The organism is Stappia indica, from assembly GCF_001696535.1.
GTDB classification, from domain to species: domain Bacteria; phylum Pseudomonadota; class Alphaproteobacteria; order Rhizobiales; family Stappiaceae; genus Stappia; species Stappia indica.
This window is the reverse complement of the sequence record NZ_MBQE01000001.1, coordinates 873,850-886,825: the sequence shown is the minus strand read 5'-3', so window position 1 is coordinate 886,825 and position 12,976 is coordinate 873,850. Positions and strand designations below refer to the sequence as shown.

14 protein-coding genes are annotated in these 12,976 nt (G+C 68.5%); 12 read left to right on the top strand and 2 right to left on the bottom strand.

Translation table 11 applies throughout. The features are described 5' to 3' along the window. Position 1: 1 nt before the first annotated feature. From BBX35_RS04120 to queF, 10 genes are all read left to right on the top strand, one after another. Positions 2-517: a (2Fe-2S)-binding protein gene (locus BBX35_RS04120; protein ID WP_067216332.1), complete on the top strand. Its 516-nt coding sequence runs from the start codon at positions 2-4 to the stop codon at positions 515-517. Next, positions 514-2,889 carry a xanthine dehydrogenase family protein molybdopterin-binding subunit gene (locus tag BBX35_RS04115; RefSeq protein WP_067216330.1) on the top strand — a complete coding sequence of 792 codons (2,376 nt, stop codon included), beginning with the start codon at positions 514-516 and terminating at the stop codon, positions 2,887-2,889. Before BBX35_RS04120 ends, BBX35_RS04115 begins: the two co-directional genes overlap by 4 nt. A gap of 59 nt (positions 2,890-2,948) precedes the next feature. Then, on the top strand, positions 2,949-4,007 hold the full coding sequence (locus BBX35_RS04110) for a C4-dicarboxylate TRAP transporter substrate-binding protein (RefSeq protein WP_067216328.1): 1,059 nt from the start codon (positions 2,949-2,951) through the stop codon (positions 4,005-4,007). Positions 4,008-4,118: 111 nt separating this feature from the next. Next, positions 4,119-4,688 carry a TRAP transporter small permease subunit gene (locus BBX35_RS04105; protein WP_067216325.1) on the top strand — a complete coding sequence of 190 codons (570 nt, stop codon included), beginning with the start codon at positions 4,119-4,121 and terminating at the stop codon, positions 4,686-4,688. After that, the gene (locus BBX35_RS04100; RefSeq protein WP_067216322.1) at positions 4,685-6,007 is read left to right on the top strand and encodes a TRAP transporter large permease; all 1,323 of its coding nucleotides are present in this window, start codon (positions 4,685-4,687) and stop codon (positions 6,005-6,007) included. The genes BBX35_RS04105 and BBX35_RS04100 overlap by 4 nt, the downstream gene beginning before the upstream one ends. Before the next feature lie 109 nt (positions 6,008-6,116). After that, positions 6,117-6,929 (top strand): class II aldolase/adducin family protein, encoded by an 813-nt coding sequence (locus BBX35_RS04095; RefSeq protein ID WP_067216321.1) that lies wholly within the window; start codon positions 6,117-6,119, stop codon positions 6,927-6,929. A 166-nt stretch (positions 6,930-7,095) separates the two neighbouring features. After that, entirely contained in the window at positions 7,096-8,010 is a 915-nt protein-coding gene (locus BBX35_RS04090; protein ID WP_067216317.1) for a LysR family transcriptional regulator, read from the top strand. A 105-nt stretch (positions 8,011-8,115) separates the two neighbouring features. Continuing rightward, the gene (locus BBX35_RS04085; protein WP_067216315.1) at positions 8,116-8,307 is read left to right on the top strand and encodes a hypothetical protein; all 192 of its coding nucleotides are present in this window, start codon (positions 8,116-8,118) and stop codon (positions 8,305-8,307) included. Between the two features lie 146 nt (positions 8,308-8,453). Beyond that, positions 8,454-8,723, top strand: a complete 270-nt coding sequence (locus BBX35_RS04080; RefSeq protein ID WP_067216312.1) for a Fic family protein — start codon at positions 8,454-8,456, stop codon at positions 8,721-8,723. Positions 8,724-8,801: 78 nt separating this feature from the next. Further along, positions 8,802-9,269: a preQ(1) synthase gene (queF, locus tag BBX35_RS04075; RefSeq protein WP_067216310.1), complete on the top strand. Its 468-nt coding sequence runs from the start codon at positions 8,802-8,804 to the stop codon at positions 9,267-9,269. 5 nt (positions 9,270-9,274) lie between these two features. Here the strand turns inward: queF and BBX35_RS04070 are convergent, their stop codons facing one another. Continuing rightward, positions 9,275-10,489, bottom strand: coding sequence for an MFS transporter (locus tag BBX35_RS04070; RefSeq protein WP_067216308.1), 1,215 nt, complete (start codon positions 10,487-10,489; stop codon positions 9,275-9,277). 162 nt (positions 10,490-10,651) lie between these two features. Between BBX35_RS04070 and BBX35_RS04065 the strand changes: the two genes are divergently transcribed. Beyond that, the gene (locus BBX35_RS04065; protein ID WP_067216305.1) at positions 10,652-11,119 is read left to right on the top strand and encodes a DUF2269 family protein; all 468 of its coding nucleotides are present in this window, start codon (positions 10,652-10,654) and stop codon (positions 11,117-11,119) included. A gap of 3 nt (positions 11,120-11,122) precedes the next feature. Next, positions 11,123-12,457 (top strand): SDR family oxidoreductase, encoded by a 1,335-nt coding sequence (locus BBX35_RS04060; RefSeq protein ID WP_067216301.1) that lies wholly within the window; start codon positions 11,123-11,125, stop codon positions 12,455-12,457. Between the two features lie 30 nt (positions 12,458-12,487). Here BBX35_RS04060 and BBX35_RS04055 read toward each other — a convergent pair whose 3' ends face one another. Further along, positions 12,488-12,718, bottom strand: coding sequence for a hypothetical protein (locus BBX35_RS04055; protein ID WP_141687807.1), 231 nt, complete (start codon positions 12,716-12,718; stop codon positions 12,488-12,490). Between the last annotated feature and the right edge of the window lie 258 nt (positions 12,719-12,976).

Here is a 12,976-nt window from a genome sequence, read left to right as displayed (position 1 = left end):
CATGTCCGATACAGCGCAGAGCTTTCCCACCCGCGTCGACATCTCGCTCACCGTCAACGGCGAGCCGGTCGATGCCCGTGTCGACGTCTCCCGCCATCTCGTTGACTTCCTCCGCCTCGATCTCGGCCTGACCGGCGCCCATGCGGGCTGCGAGCACGGCGTGTGCGGCGCCTGCACGCTGCAGGTCAACGGCGAGATCGTGCGCGGCTGCCTCATGCTGGCCGCCCAGCTCGACGGTGCCGAAGTGTGGACCGTCGAGGGCCTGACCGAGACCGGCGCGCTTGCCGACCTGCAGGCGGCCTTCGTCGAGCGCAACGCCCTGCAGTGCGGCTTCTGCACGCCGGGCATGCTGTTTGCCGCCGCCGACATCCTGGGGCAGGGCGGGCAGCCGAGCCGCGAGGAGATCCGCGAGCACATTTCCGGCAATTACTGCCGCTGCACCGGCTACGAGGCGGTGGTCGATGCCATCGAGACCGTCGCGGGTGCCCGCACGCGGGCTGAGGAGGTCTCGGCATGACCATCAATTTCGGCAATCCCGACCGCCCCAACAGCTATATCGGCCGCACGGTTCCCCGCCCCAATGCCCGCCGCCTGGTGGAAGGGCGCGGGCGCTATGTCGACGACATCGTGCTGCCGCGCATGCTGCATGTTGCCTTCGTCCGCAGCCCGCACGCCCATGCGCGCATCCTCTCGGTGGACACGCAGGCGGCCGCCGCCGTACGCGGTGTGCGCCGCATCTTCACCGGCACCGAGCTTGCCGAGCATTGCACGCCCTGGGTGGCGGTGCTCGCCCATCTCAAGGGGCTGAAGTCGGCGCCCCAGCATGCGCTCGCCATCGACCGGGTCACCTGGACCGGCGAGGCGGTCGTCGCCGTCGTCGCCGACAGCCGCGCGGCGGCCGAGGACGGGGCGGCGCTGGTGGAGGTGGAGTACGATCCGCTGCCCGTCGTCACCGACATCCGCACCGCGCTCGATGCGGAAACGCCGCTCATTCATCCCGAGCTCGGCGACAACCTCACCTTCCGCCGCCTGCACGAGCAGGGCGAGGTCGACAAGGTCTTCGCCGAGGCGCACACGGTGGTCGAGGCCAGCTTCAAGACCGGCCGCCACACCGGCGTCTGCCTCGAGCCGCGCTCGATCCTTGCCGACTACAATCCGGCCGAAGGCCAGATGACCGTCCACCATTCCACCCAGGCGCCGCACATGATGCAGAGCATCATCGCCCGCCATCTCGACCTGCCCGAGGGCAAGGTCCGGGTGATCTGCGGCGATGTCGGCGGCTCCTACGGCATCAAGGTCCATGTCTATCCGGACGAGATGGCGACGGCGGCGATCGCCAAGGCGATGGGCCGGCCGGTCAAGTTCATCGCCGACCGGATCGAGAGCTTCGCCACCGACATCCATGCCCGCGACCACGAGATCGACGCGCGCATCGCCGTCGACGGCGAGGGGAAGATCCTTGCCATCGACGTCGACGACTGGACCGGCATCGGCCCCTATTCGGTCTATCCGCGCACCTCTGCCATCGAGGGCAACCAGGTGGTCAACCTGTGCGGCGGCCCCTACGACTTCGCCGCCTACCGGGCCCGCACCACCGTCGTGCTGCAGAACAAGACGCCGACCTGCCAGTATCGCGCCGTCGGCCATCCCATCGCCGCGGCGATCACCGAAGGCCTCGTCGACTTCGCGGCCGAGGCGCTGGGCATGGATCCGGTCGAGATCCGCCGCCGCAACCTGATCGCGGACGACGCCTATCCCTACACCTCGCCGGCCAACATGCGCTTCGAGGGCCTGTCGCATCACGCCTCGCTCGCCAAGCTGCTGGAGCTGATGGATTACGACGGCCTGCGGGCGGAGCAGGCGGAACTGCGCGAGAAAGGCATTTATCGCGGCATCGGCATCGCCAGCTTCATCGAGCTGACCAATCCGAGCCCGTTCATGTACGGCATCGGCGGTGCCCGCATCTCGGCGCAGGACGGCTGCACCGTGCGCATGGACCCGGACGGCAGCGTCGTCGCCATGTCCGGCGTCACCGAGCAGGGCCAGGGCACAGAGGCGATGCTGGCGCAGGTGGTCGCCGAGGCGGTCGGCGTGCCGGTCGAGCGGGTCAAGGTGATCACCGGCGACACCCAGACGACGCCCTATGGCGGCGGCACCTGGGCCTCGCGCGGCGCCGGCATCGGCGGCGAGGCGGCGCTTCAGGCCGGCCTTGCGCTGAAGGAGAGCATCCTCACCGTTGCCGCCTCCATGCTGCAGGCCTCGGCCGACGGGCTCGACATCGTCGACGGTGCGGTGACCGACAAGGCCACGGGCGAGGCGCGCATGCCGCTGGAGGAGCTCGGCCGCATCGTCTATTTCCGCGGCGACACGCTGCCCAAGGGCCTGCCGCGCGAGCTGGTGCAGACCCGCCACTTCATCACCTCGGACTATCCCTTCGCCTTCACCAACGGCGTACAGGCGAGCTATCTCGAGGTCGACACCGAGACGGGCTTCGTCAAGCTCTTGAAGCACTGGTGCGTCGAGGATTGCGGCCGGGTGATCAACCCGCGGCTGGTCGACGAGCAGATCCGCGGCGGCATCGTCCAGGGCATCGGCGGGGCGCTCTACGAGGAGTGCCACTACGACGAGGACGGCCAGCTGCTCAACGCCAACATGGCGGACTATCTCGTGCCGATGGCGGCGGAGATGCCGGACATGGTCATCGGCCATGTGGAGACGCCGACGAAGGAGTCCGTGCTCGGCGCCAAGGGCGCGGGCGAGGCCGGCACCGCCGGCGCGCCGGCGGCCGTGATGAACGCCATCAACGACGCATTGCGCCCGTTGGGGGGGCGGGTGACCGAAATGCCCTTCACGCCGGCCAGGATCCTGGCTGCGCTGGGGGTCGTGTAACGCGCCCTCAAGGGTGCCGGGCTCCGTCCGCTGACGGGGCCGAACTGGGGAGGAAGACCATGAAGTTCAAGCATCTCATCGTGGCTGCCGCGCTCGCGGGAACGGTCTTCGCCGTTCCGGCCAGCGCCCAGCAGACCATCACCGTCAACATCGGCTCCAGCCATCCGGAAGCGAATATCTGGGCCTGGGCGATGAAGAACGGCTTCCAGCCGGAGGTCGACCGCCTGCTCGCCGAAAAGGGCGAGTACAAGGTCAACTGGGTCGAGTCCTACGGCGGCACGCTCTACAAGTTCACCGACACCCGCGAGGCGGTGCGCGACGGCATCGTCGATGTCGGTATGGTCGGCACGGTCTGGGAAGGTGCCACCATGCCGCTCCAGAACGTCACCTACTTCACGCCCTTCGCCACCGGCGACCATGAGCTCCTGATCGAGATCTTCGACAAGCTCACCGACGAGCTGCCGGAGCTGCGCGACAGCTGGGCCGAGCAGAACATGGTGCACCTGTCGTCGCTGATCACCGACAGCTACGACATCTATGCCACGTTCGAGGTCAACAGCCTCGCCGACCTGCAGAACCGCAAGCTGAATGCGCCGGGCACCTCGGCCAACTGGCTGCGCGACACCGGCGCCACGCCCGTCGACGGCGCGCTGACCACCTACTACACCAACATCCAGACCGGCGTGACCGAGGGCACGCTGTCGTTTGCCTCGGGCATCCTGCCGACCCGCGTCTACGAGGTCGCGCCGAAGCTCACCCGCGTCGGCATCGGCTCGATGTATTTCGGCGGCATCGCCGTCAACAAGAGCTTCTTCGACGGTCTGCCGGAGGACGTGCAGGCGGCGTTCCGCGCCGCCGGCAAGGAGACCTCCAAGCGTCACGGCGCCTATGTCACGGAGAAGGCGACCACCGCCATCACCGAGATGCAGGCGGCTGGCCTGGAGATCCGCGAGCTTCCCGAGGAGGAGAAGCGCAAGTGGGTGAACAACCTGCCGAACATCGTCGAGCCCTGGCTTGCGACCGGCGGCGAGCCCGCCAAGACCGTGCTGAAGGCCTATTTCGCGGCCCTGCGCGAGCGCGGTGTCGAGCCGCTGCGCGCATGGGACGAAGGTCTGTAATATCGTTGGTGCTGCGATGATCGTCCCGCCCGGCCTCCTGCCGGGCGGGACTTGCTTGCCGGCCGGGGGGAGGCAAGCTGCGCATCACGCGAAAAGCCAGCGGGGGAGACGATGGCTGAGGAAATCGACCTGGAGGCCGGCGAGGCGAGCGCGCCGCCGGTACGCGCCGGGGTGCCGGGCGCGGCTGCGCTGGCCCTTGCCTCCAATGCGCTGGCTGCCATCGGCACCGTGTGGATCTTCGCGATGATGCTGGCCATCGTCGCCGATGTCGTCGGCCGCAACCTGCTCAATGCCCCGATCACCGGCGTCGCCGAGGTTTGCGCCCGCTCGGTCGTCGCCATCGTCTTCCTGCAGGTCTCTTCCGCCATTCTCAGCGGCCGCATGACCCGGGCCGACTTCTTCGTGCGCGGGCTGGAGCGCGCGACGCCGCGGCTGATGGCGCTGGTCGACGCGCTGTTCTCCCTGGTCGGCGCCGCCGTCTTCCTGGCAATCCTCTATTCCGCCTGGCCGGACACGGTCGGCGCGTGGCGCGGCAGCGAGTATTTCGGCGTCCAGGGCGTCTTCACCATTCCCACCCTGCCGTTCCGCGCCATCATCGTCGTCGGCTCGGGTTTTGCCGTCGCCGCCTATCTCGCGGTCGCCGCCTCGCATCTCGCCGCCTACCGGAAGGCCCGCCCATGACCGCCCTGACCATCGGCGTCCTGCTGATCGCCGCGCTCATCTTCCTGGTGCTGCTGGGCATGCAGATCGCGGTGGCGCTGTTCGCCGTCGCCTTCGCCGGCGTGTGGATCATCCGCGACAATTTCGAGCTCGCCATGCGGCTCCTGTCGCTCACCGCCTATAACGGCATCGCCGATTATCTCTTCGCCACCATCCCGCTCTTCGTGCTGATGGGGCTTCTGGTCAGCGTCTCCAATGTCGGGCGCGACACGTTCGAGGTGGCCGAAAGCCTGCTGCGGCGCATCGCCGGCGGGCTGGGCGTCGCCACCGTTGCCGCCAACACGGTCTTTGCCGCCGTCACCGGCGTCTCCATCGCCTCGGCCGCCGTCTTCACCCGCGTCGCGGTGCCGGAGATGCGCCGTCACGGCTACCGGGCGGGCTTTTCCGCCGGCACCGTCGCCGGCAGCTCCGTCCTCGGCATGCTGATCCCGCCGAGCCTCTTGCTGATCATCTACGGCGTGCTCGCCGAGGTCTCCATCGGCCGCATGTTCGTTGCCGGCGTCATTCCGGGCGTGATGCTCGCCCTCGGCTTCGTCGCGGTGATCATGCTGCTCGCCCGCTTCCGTCCCGCCTTCGTCTTCACCGATCCCTCCGCCGCCGCGCGCACCGCCACCCGCGAGCGCGAGATGGGCGGGCGCGAGATCGCGGTCAAGCTGCTGCCGATCCTGATGCTCGTCGTCCTGGTGCTCGGCGGTCTCTACAGCGGCTTCTTCACCCCGACCGAGGCCGGCGGCGTCGGCGCCTTCGGCGCGCTGGTCATCGCGCTTGCCCGCCGCAAGCTCGACCGCCACCGCATCTGGGAAGTGCTGAAACAGACCGGCACGGTGTCCGTCGGCATCCTGATCCTGCTCATCGCGGCAGGCTTCTACAGCCGCATGCTGTCGGTTGCCGGCATTCCCAACGCCATCGGCGACGTGGTGCGGATGAGCGGCTTCGGCCCTTACGGCTTCCTCGTGCTCTATGTCGTGTTGCTGCTGCTGCTCGGCATGATCCTCGACAGCAGCTCGATCCTGCTGATCATGGTGCCCATCGCCGCGCCCATCGCCCAGTCGATGGGCTTCGATCTCATCCATTTCGGCATCGTCACCGTCATCGCGGTGGAGATCGGGCTGTTGACGCCGCCCTTCGGCATCTCCGTCTTCACGGTGCACAACACGCTGGCCGACCCGAGCGTCGGCGTGGAGCAGATCTTCCTCGGCACCGTGCCGTTCATGTTGGTCATGCTCGGCTCGCTCGCGCTGATCGCGCTGTTTCCCTTCCTGACGCTCGCCCTCGTGTGAGGGCGATAACAGTTATCACCGGGGCGGAATTGACCCGTTCCGGTGGGCGTGCGAGCCAGAAGGGGAGATATGCGAGCCGGGGTTTCGCCGGCCTTCAGGAGGGAACGACATGCTGGATCTCAAGGGACGGGTTTCGATCTACCAGCCGGAGCAGGAAGGCCTGATCTTTCCGTACGAGCCCTCGTTCGAGAGCGTCGAGGAAGAGCGCCGCCACCGCAAGGAGCGCCTGGTCGGCGCCTGCCGCGCCTTCGCCCAGCAGGGCTTCGACTACGGCTTCGCCGGCCACCTGACGGTGCGCGATCCGGAGCGTCCGGAGCTCTACTGGACCAACCCGATGGCGATCCACTTCGACAAGGTGAAGATGTCGAACCTGATCCTCGTCGACCATGCAGGCAACGTCATCGAGGGCACCCATGCGGTGAACCGCGCCGGCTTCGTCCTGCATGCCAATGTGCACGAGGCGCATCCCGACATCATCGCCATGTGCCATGCGCACACGGTCTACGGCACCGCCTATGCCGCGCTCGGCCGGCCCATCGAGCCGATCACCCAGGATGCCTGCGCCTTCTTCGAGGACCATGTCATCATCGGCGACGAGGCCGGTGCGGTCGCGGTCGAGAACCATGCCGGGTCCAACGTCGCGACCGCCTTCAAGGGCGTCAAGGCGGCGATCCACCAGAACCATGGCCTGCTGACGGCGAGCCGCCACAGCATCGAGGCGGCGGCCTTCTGGTTCATCGCGCTGGAGCGCTGCTGCCAGCAGCAGCTGGCGATTGCCGCCGCCGGCATCCCGCCGATCTACATCCGCGAGGATCGCGCCCGCTACAGCCGCGAGCATGTCGGCAGCGAATATATCGGCTGGCTGCATTTCCAGACCATCTGGGACCAGCTGGTCCAGGATTGCCCCGACATGTTTGACTAAGACATGTTCGACTGACGGGTATCTGCCCTGTTTTGCCCCGCTTCCAGCGGCCGGTGCGTCCCGTGCGCCCGGCCGTCTTTTTTTGTCTCCCGGCTGACGCCGCCCGCCCGCCTTGCTAGTGTGTCCCGCTGCCTGAGGGGGGCGGCGAGGGGGACATGGACGGGGCATGAAGGACAATCGTTTGCTGGAAATGCGGGTGTTCCGCGCGGTCGTCGAGGCGGGGGGCTTCCGCCATGCCGCCGACATGCTGCGCGTCAGCCAACCCTTCGTCAGCCAGAGCGTTTCGGGGCTGGAAAAGCGGCTCGGCGTCAAGCTGCTGCACCGCTCGACCAGGGGCCACCGGCTCACCGACGAGGGGCAGACCTATTTCGAGGCCTGCGTGCGCGCCATCGACACGGTGGAGGCGGCGGAAGGGGAGGTCTCCTCCGCCACGCGGGCGGCCGCCGGCGAGCTGCGCGTCAGCGCGCCCATCGCCTTCGGCACCGATCAGATCGTGCCGCGTATTCCCGACTTCCTGAAGCGGCATCCGGGCCTGACCCTCGCCCTGTCGCTGACCGACCGCTTCGCCAATCTCATCGAGGAGAATATCGACGTCGCCGTCCGCATGGGGCGGCTGGAGGATTCCTCGCTGATGAGCCGCAAGCTCTGCGACCTGCAGCGGGTCGTCGTCGCCGCGCCCGCCTATCTCGCCGCGCACGGGCCTATCGCGCATCCGCGCGACCTGGCCGGGGCCAACTGCCTGATGTGGGAGGGGCGGCGCGGCCATCTCAACCGCTGGCCGTTCCTCGTCGATGGCGCGGTGGAGACCGTGGCGGTGGAGGGCGATTTCCGCAGCGCCAACGGCTTGTCGCTGGTGCAGATCTGTCTCGCCGGCCACGGCGTCATGCGCATGGCCGAACATCTGGCCAATCCCGCCATCGCGCGGGGCGACCTGGTGCCCTTGCTGAGCGAGTATCAGGTGCGCGACGACACCGCCTTCCACGCGGTCTACCTGCCCGAGCGCCAGCTGCTGCCGCGCGCGCGCCTCTTCATCGACTATCTGGTCGAGACCTTCCGCGTGCCGCCCTGGTCGGCGGCCTGATCCCGTACCATATTCTACAGGATGGCCGCGTTCTTGCGGTTGTTCCCGGCGCGGGCGTAAGATGGTCGCGCGGATACGGCATCCGCCAGCCGACGAGGTGCAACGATGGATCACGATCCCAAGGTCGAGGAGCGCCCGGGCAAGGCCCGCAAAGGCGACGACCGTGCTGCGCCGAAGTTCGGCACGGAAGAGGCGGCACGCCGCCGGCAGGCCGGGCAGCGACCGCGCTCCGTCGGCGATATCGTCGATGACGCTTTCGTCCAGCACGCCGAGACCCTGAAGAGGCTCGGCGAATAGCATGGCGGAGCCGTTCTGGCTCACGGTCGCGGACATCGACCTGATCGTTCGCAAGGTCGGGATCAATTATCCCGGCCATTTCATCGAGGGCTATCCGCAGAAGCGCAACGACCTCGAGGCGGCCGTGCATCGCCCTTGGCACATGCATGTATGGCGGCGAGCAGGACCTGACGGTTCTCGCCGCAGAGTACATCTATGCCATAGGCAAGGCGCATGCCTTTTCGGACGGGAACAAGCGGGTCGCCTTTCTGGCTGCCAAGGCGTTTCTGGAACTCAACTATCTTCGCCTGACCGAGCCGGAGGAGGGCTTCTTTGCCCAGCCGATCAAGGACCTGATGGCGAACGAGATCGACACCGCCCGGCTCGCGGCGCTGCTGGCCGCGAATGTTGCGTGGATCGACGACGACGAACACTAAGCCCCGCCCGGTTTACCGCGCCCTCCGCGCGGTGCTACAGGGGGCGCCTTGCGGCATTCTAGCGATGGACGGTGTGCGATGAGCGACAAGGATATCTATTCCGGCCTGACCCAGCTCGGCAGCGCGACGCAGATCCCGGCAAGCCCGAAGGATGCCGTGCTGGAGCGGGTGCCCAATCCGCAGCCGGACGTGCGCTATGCCGTGCGCTTCACCGCGCCGGAATTCACCTCGCTCTGCCCGATGACCGGCCAGCCCGATTTCGCGCATCTGGTCATCGACTACCTGCCGTCCGGCTGGCTGGTGGAGAGCAAGTCGCTGAAGCTCTACCTCACCTCGTTCCGCAACCACGGCGCCTTCCACGAGGACTGCACGGTCAGCATCGGCCGGCGGCTCGTCGACCTGCTGGCGCCGGACTGGCTGCGCATCGGCGGCTACTGGTATCCGCGGGGCGGCATTCCCATCGACGTCTTCTACCAGACCGGCCCGGCGCCGGCCGACGTGTGGATCCCCGACCAGGGCGTGCCGCCCTATCGCGGCCGGGGCTGAGCGGACTAGGCCGTCTCCTCCGCCAGCGCCAGCGCGCCGTAATCGGTGACCGTCGTCAGCCGGCTGGCCAGCACCACGGCGAAGGAGAGGGCGAAGAGGGCCGCGACCACGACGAGCCCGGCTTGCGGGGCGAAGGCTGTGCCGATGGCGCCGCCCGCCAGCGCGCCCAGCGGCCGCGTACCGTAGATCGCCGTCTGGATCACCGCGTTGACCCGCCCCAGCATCTGCGCCGGCGTCACCAGCTGGCGCACCGTGTTCTGTGTCACCAGCCACATCGACGGGCCGAAGCCGAGCACGAAGAAAGCGGTGAGCAGCAAGGGGCCGGGATCGCCTTGCGGCAGCACCAGAAGCATCAAGGCGGCGATGGCCGAGCTGCCGGGGCCGAACATCAGCACGACGCGCGGGGCGATGCGGTTTGCAAGGCGTCCGGCCACGAAGATGCCGGCGACCGAGGCGAGGCCGAAGGCGGCCATCGCACCGGCAAAGAGCGTCGCCTCGCCACCGTGTGCTTGGGTGATCACCGGGACGGCCAGCACCACCAGCATCGAGAACGCAAAGTTCCAGAACACGGCGCAGAAGGTGATCGGCAGCAGCATCGGGTGGCGCAGCACGAAGCCGGCGCCTTTCGCCAGCCGGACCGCCAGCGCCTCGCGTTGCACGGGGCGCAAGGGAAAGACCGGCAGGCGCACCGTCAGCACCAGCGCCGACAGCGCGCAGGCCGCCGCTGCCCAGAACACGGCGGCAGCGCCCGCCCGGTCGAGCGCGAGCCCGAGGGCGAGCGGCACGGCCAGCGAGGCGACCGAGCGGGGCAGGGAGATCGCTGCGTTGGCGCTGGTGAGCTCGCCCTGCGTCACGATCCGCGGCAGGATCGACAGGCTCGCCAGTCCGTAGAGCACGATGCCGAGGCCGGCGAGCGCGATCGCCCCGGCAAAGGGCAGGATCTCTCCGGCAGCGATGGCAAGGGCCGCCGCCGCAAAGCCTATGAGCGACAGCACCGCCGAGGCGAGCACCGCGCTGCGCGGCTGGATGCGGTCGACCAGAACGCCGAAGGGGAGGCTGCCCACCAGATGCGCCATCGACTGGCAGGCGACCAGCAGCCCGATTGTGCTGGCGCCGGCACCGAAGGCGGTCGCGGCGACGATGGGCACGGCGACCAGCGCGATCTGGTCGGCGATGTTCATTCCGTAGGACGAGGCGACAAGTCGGTCGAGGGCGCGCATGGAAGGCTCCGTTGGCGGTGTTGCGCGCGACCTTAACGAGGGGCGCCCGGCGGGCTCGACCCGATTTGCGAGTGGCGGGGGCCTGTTCGCGGCCAGCTAACGGGTTGATCCCGCCTGCTGCGGATGCGAAGAGGAAAACCCGTCCTCCTGGGGCCGTCCGCCGTGACCTATCTGCTGCTCAAGTATCTCCACGTCCTCGGCGCCATCGTCATTCTCGGCACGGGCACCGGCATCGCCTTCTTCATGCTGATGGCGCATCGCTCCCGCAGCGCTGCCTTTATCGCCGAGACCTCGGCGGTGGTCGTGCTGGCCGACAAGCTCTTCACCGCCACCGCCGTCACGGTGCAGCCGGTCACCGGCTACCTCTTGATGCGCGAGAGCGGATACGCCTTCACCGACGGCTGGATCGCTCTGTCGCTGGGGCTCTACCTCGTCGCCGGCGTCTTCTGGCTGCCGGTGGTGTGGATCCAGGCGCGCATGCGCGATCTTGCGCGCGGTGCCGCCACTGAGGGCGCGCCGCTTCCCGCCGCCTATCACCGCCTGTTTCGCATCTGGTTCGTCTTCGGCTTTCCCGGCTTCGGCTCGGTCGCGGCGATCCTCTGGCTGATGATCGCAAAACCGGAGATCTGACTGATGGCCGCCGACGCTCCCACCATCGCCGTTCTCGGCGCCTCCGGCCTGATCGGCCATGCCGTCGCGCTGGATCTCATGGACCGGGGCTTTCCCGTTGCCGCGTTCGCCCGCCGCTTCACCGGCGCGCAGAAGGCAGCGCTCGGCGCTGCCGCCGTCGAGGCGCCGCTGGTCGATCTGGACGCGCACGGCCTCGCCGCCCTGCTGGCCGGGCGCAATGTCGATATCCTCGTCAACTGCATCGGCGTCCTGCAGGACATGCCGGGCAAGGGCACGGCAAGCGACGCGCATGGCGGCTTCGTCTCGCGCCTGCTCGCCGCGATGGGGCAAGGGCGCGCGCGGCCGCAGCTGCTGGTGCAGCTGTCGATCCCCGGCACGCCCGAGAGCGACCGCACCGCCTTTTCCGCCACCAAGCGCGAGGCCGAACGGTTGATTGCCGACAGCGCCATTCCCTTCGCGATCCTGCGGCCCGGTTTCGTCGTCGCGCCGGTCGCCTATGGCGGCAGCGCGCTGATCCGCGGCCTCGCCGCCTTGCCGGTCCGCTTGCCGCAGCAGGAAGCCTCGCGCCCCTTCGCCGCGACGGATGTCGCCGACATTTCCCGCAGTATCGTCTTTCTGGCGGAAGCCTGGGGGGAGGGGCGGCGCGACTGGCGCGAGACCTGGGAGATCATGGAGCGCCGCCCGCACACCGTCGGCGAGGTGGTGGAGGCATTCCGCGCCCGCATCGGCGGCTCGGCGCCGCGCTGGCGGCTGCCGGGTGCGCTTCTGTCTCTGGGGGCACGGGCGGGGGATCTTGCCGCGCGTCTCGGCTGGGCACCGCCCGTTCGCAGCACGGCGCTGGCCGAGATGCGGCGCGGCGTTGCCGGCGATCCCGCCCCCTGGTCGGCGGCGACAAGCCTCGAGCCCCGGTCGCTGGAGGCGGCGCTCGCGCGTTATCCCGCCGGCGTACAGGAGCTCTGGTTCGCCCGCCTCTACATGCTGAAGCCGGCGATCCTCGGCATTCTCGTCGTCTTCTGGTTCGTCTCGGGGCTGATCGCGCTCACGGTGGCCTTCGATGCGGCGGTGGCGATCCTGACGGCGCATGCCTTCCCGCCGCTGCTGGCGAAACTGATCACCGTGGTCACCAGCCTTGCCGACATGAGCATCGGTGCGGCCATCGCGGCCCGGCGCAGCTGCCGGGCCGGGCTTCTTGCCGGCATCGCCCTGTCGCTCTTCTATATGGCGGGCGCGGCGGTGCTCACGCCGGAGATGTGGATCGAGCCGCTCGGCGCGCTGGTGAAGACCGGTCCCGCCATCGTGCTGATGCTCGTCGCGTTGGCGATCCTCGACGACCGCTAGCGTCCACCGGCCGCCGGCGCGGGGAGAGCGCTACCGCCGTGTCCAGCGCCAGGCGTGGTAGGCCGCCATCGCGAACGCGGAAATCGCGAGAGCAAGCCAGACGGGTCCGCCCTGTTCCAGATAGACGACGCCGGTTTCCGGGTCGTAGCACCGGCCCAGTTCGTTGAAGCAGTCGCGCCATTTGAAGTGGTGCGAATAGTAGAGCTGCGCGCAGAAGCCGGAGACGGCGAGACACACCAGCGATAGCATTGCGCGCAGCAAGGGCGGTCTCCCCGGATTCCGATCCGCCCATCGTTTCGGGGGCGGGCGCCGATTGCAAGTCTCTGGCGCCTCTTCGAGCGGCTTCCGCTTTCGTCTTCCCGGCCGCAGGCGCTGCCGGAGAGCCGGACCCATTGGTGCCCTCGGCAAGTATGAGGCGGGAGGCGGTTACCACACCTTCGGCTGTCATACCTGCGAAGGCAGGTATCCAGTATCCGCCGGGGCGGATGGCGGCGCGAAGGCGGCTAACCCAAATCGTGC

Excerpts from the sequence above, each read along its gene's own strand:
- BBX35_RS04070 (WP_067216308.1), bottom strand. The coding sequence starts at position 10,489 with ATGCGCGCCCTCGACCGACTTGTCGCCTCGTCCTACGGAATGAACATC.
- BBX35_RS04120 (WP_067216332.1), top strand. The coding sequence starts at position 2 with ATGTCCGATACAGCGCAGAGCTTTCCCACCCGCGTCGACATCTCGCTC.
- BBX35_RS04115 (WP_067216330.1), top strand. The coding sequence starts at position 514 with ATGACCATCAATTTCGGCAATCCCGACCGCCCCAACAGCTATATCGGC.
- BBX35_RS04105 (WP_067216325.1), top strand. The coding sequence starts at position 4,119 with ATGGCTGAGGAAATCGACCTGGAGGCCGGCGAGGCGAGCGCGCCGCCG.
- BBX35_RS04095 (WP_067216321.1), top strand. The coding sequence starts at position 6,117 with ATGCTGGATCTCAAGGGACGGGTTTCGATCTACCAGCCGGAGCAGGAA.
- BBX35_RS04085 (WP_067216315.1), top strand. The coding sequence starts at position 8,116 with ATGGATCACGATCCCAAGGTCGAGGAGCGCCCGGGCAAGGCCCGCAAA.
- BBX35_RS04110 (WP_067216328.1), top strand. The coding sequence starts at position 2,949 with ATGAAGTTCAAGCATCTCATCGTGGCTGCCGCGCTCGCGGGAACGGTC.
- BBX35_RS04090 (WP_067216317.1), top strand. The coding sequence starts at position 7,096 with ATGAAGGACAATCGTTTGCTGGAAATGCGGGTGTTCCGCGCGGTCGTC.
- BBX35_RS04080 (WP_067216312.1), top strand. The coding sequence starts at position 8,454 with ATGTATGGCGGCGAGCAGGACCTGACGGTTCTCGCCGCAGAGTACATC.
- queF (WP_067216310.1), top strand. The coding sequence starts at position 8,802 with ATGAGCGACAAGGATATCTATTCCGGCCTGACCCAGCTCGGCAGCGCG.
- BBX35_RS04060 (WP_067216301.1), top strand. The coding sequence starts at position 11,123 with ATGGCCGCCGACGCTCCCACCATCGCCGTTCTCGGCGCCTCCGGCCTG.
- BBX35_RS04100 (WP_067216322.1), top strand. The coding sequence starts at position 4,685 with ATGACCGCCCTGACCATCGGCGTCCTGCTGATCGCCGCGCTCATCTTC.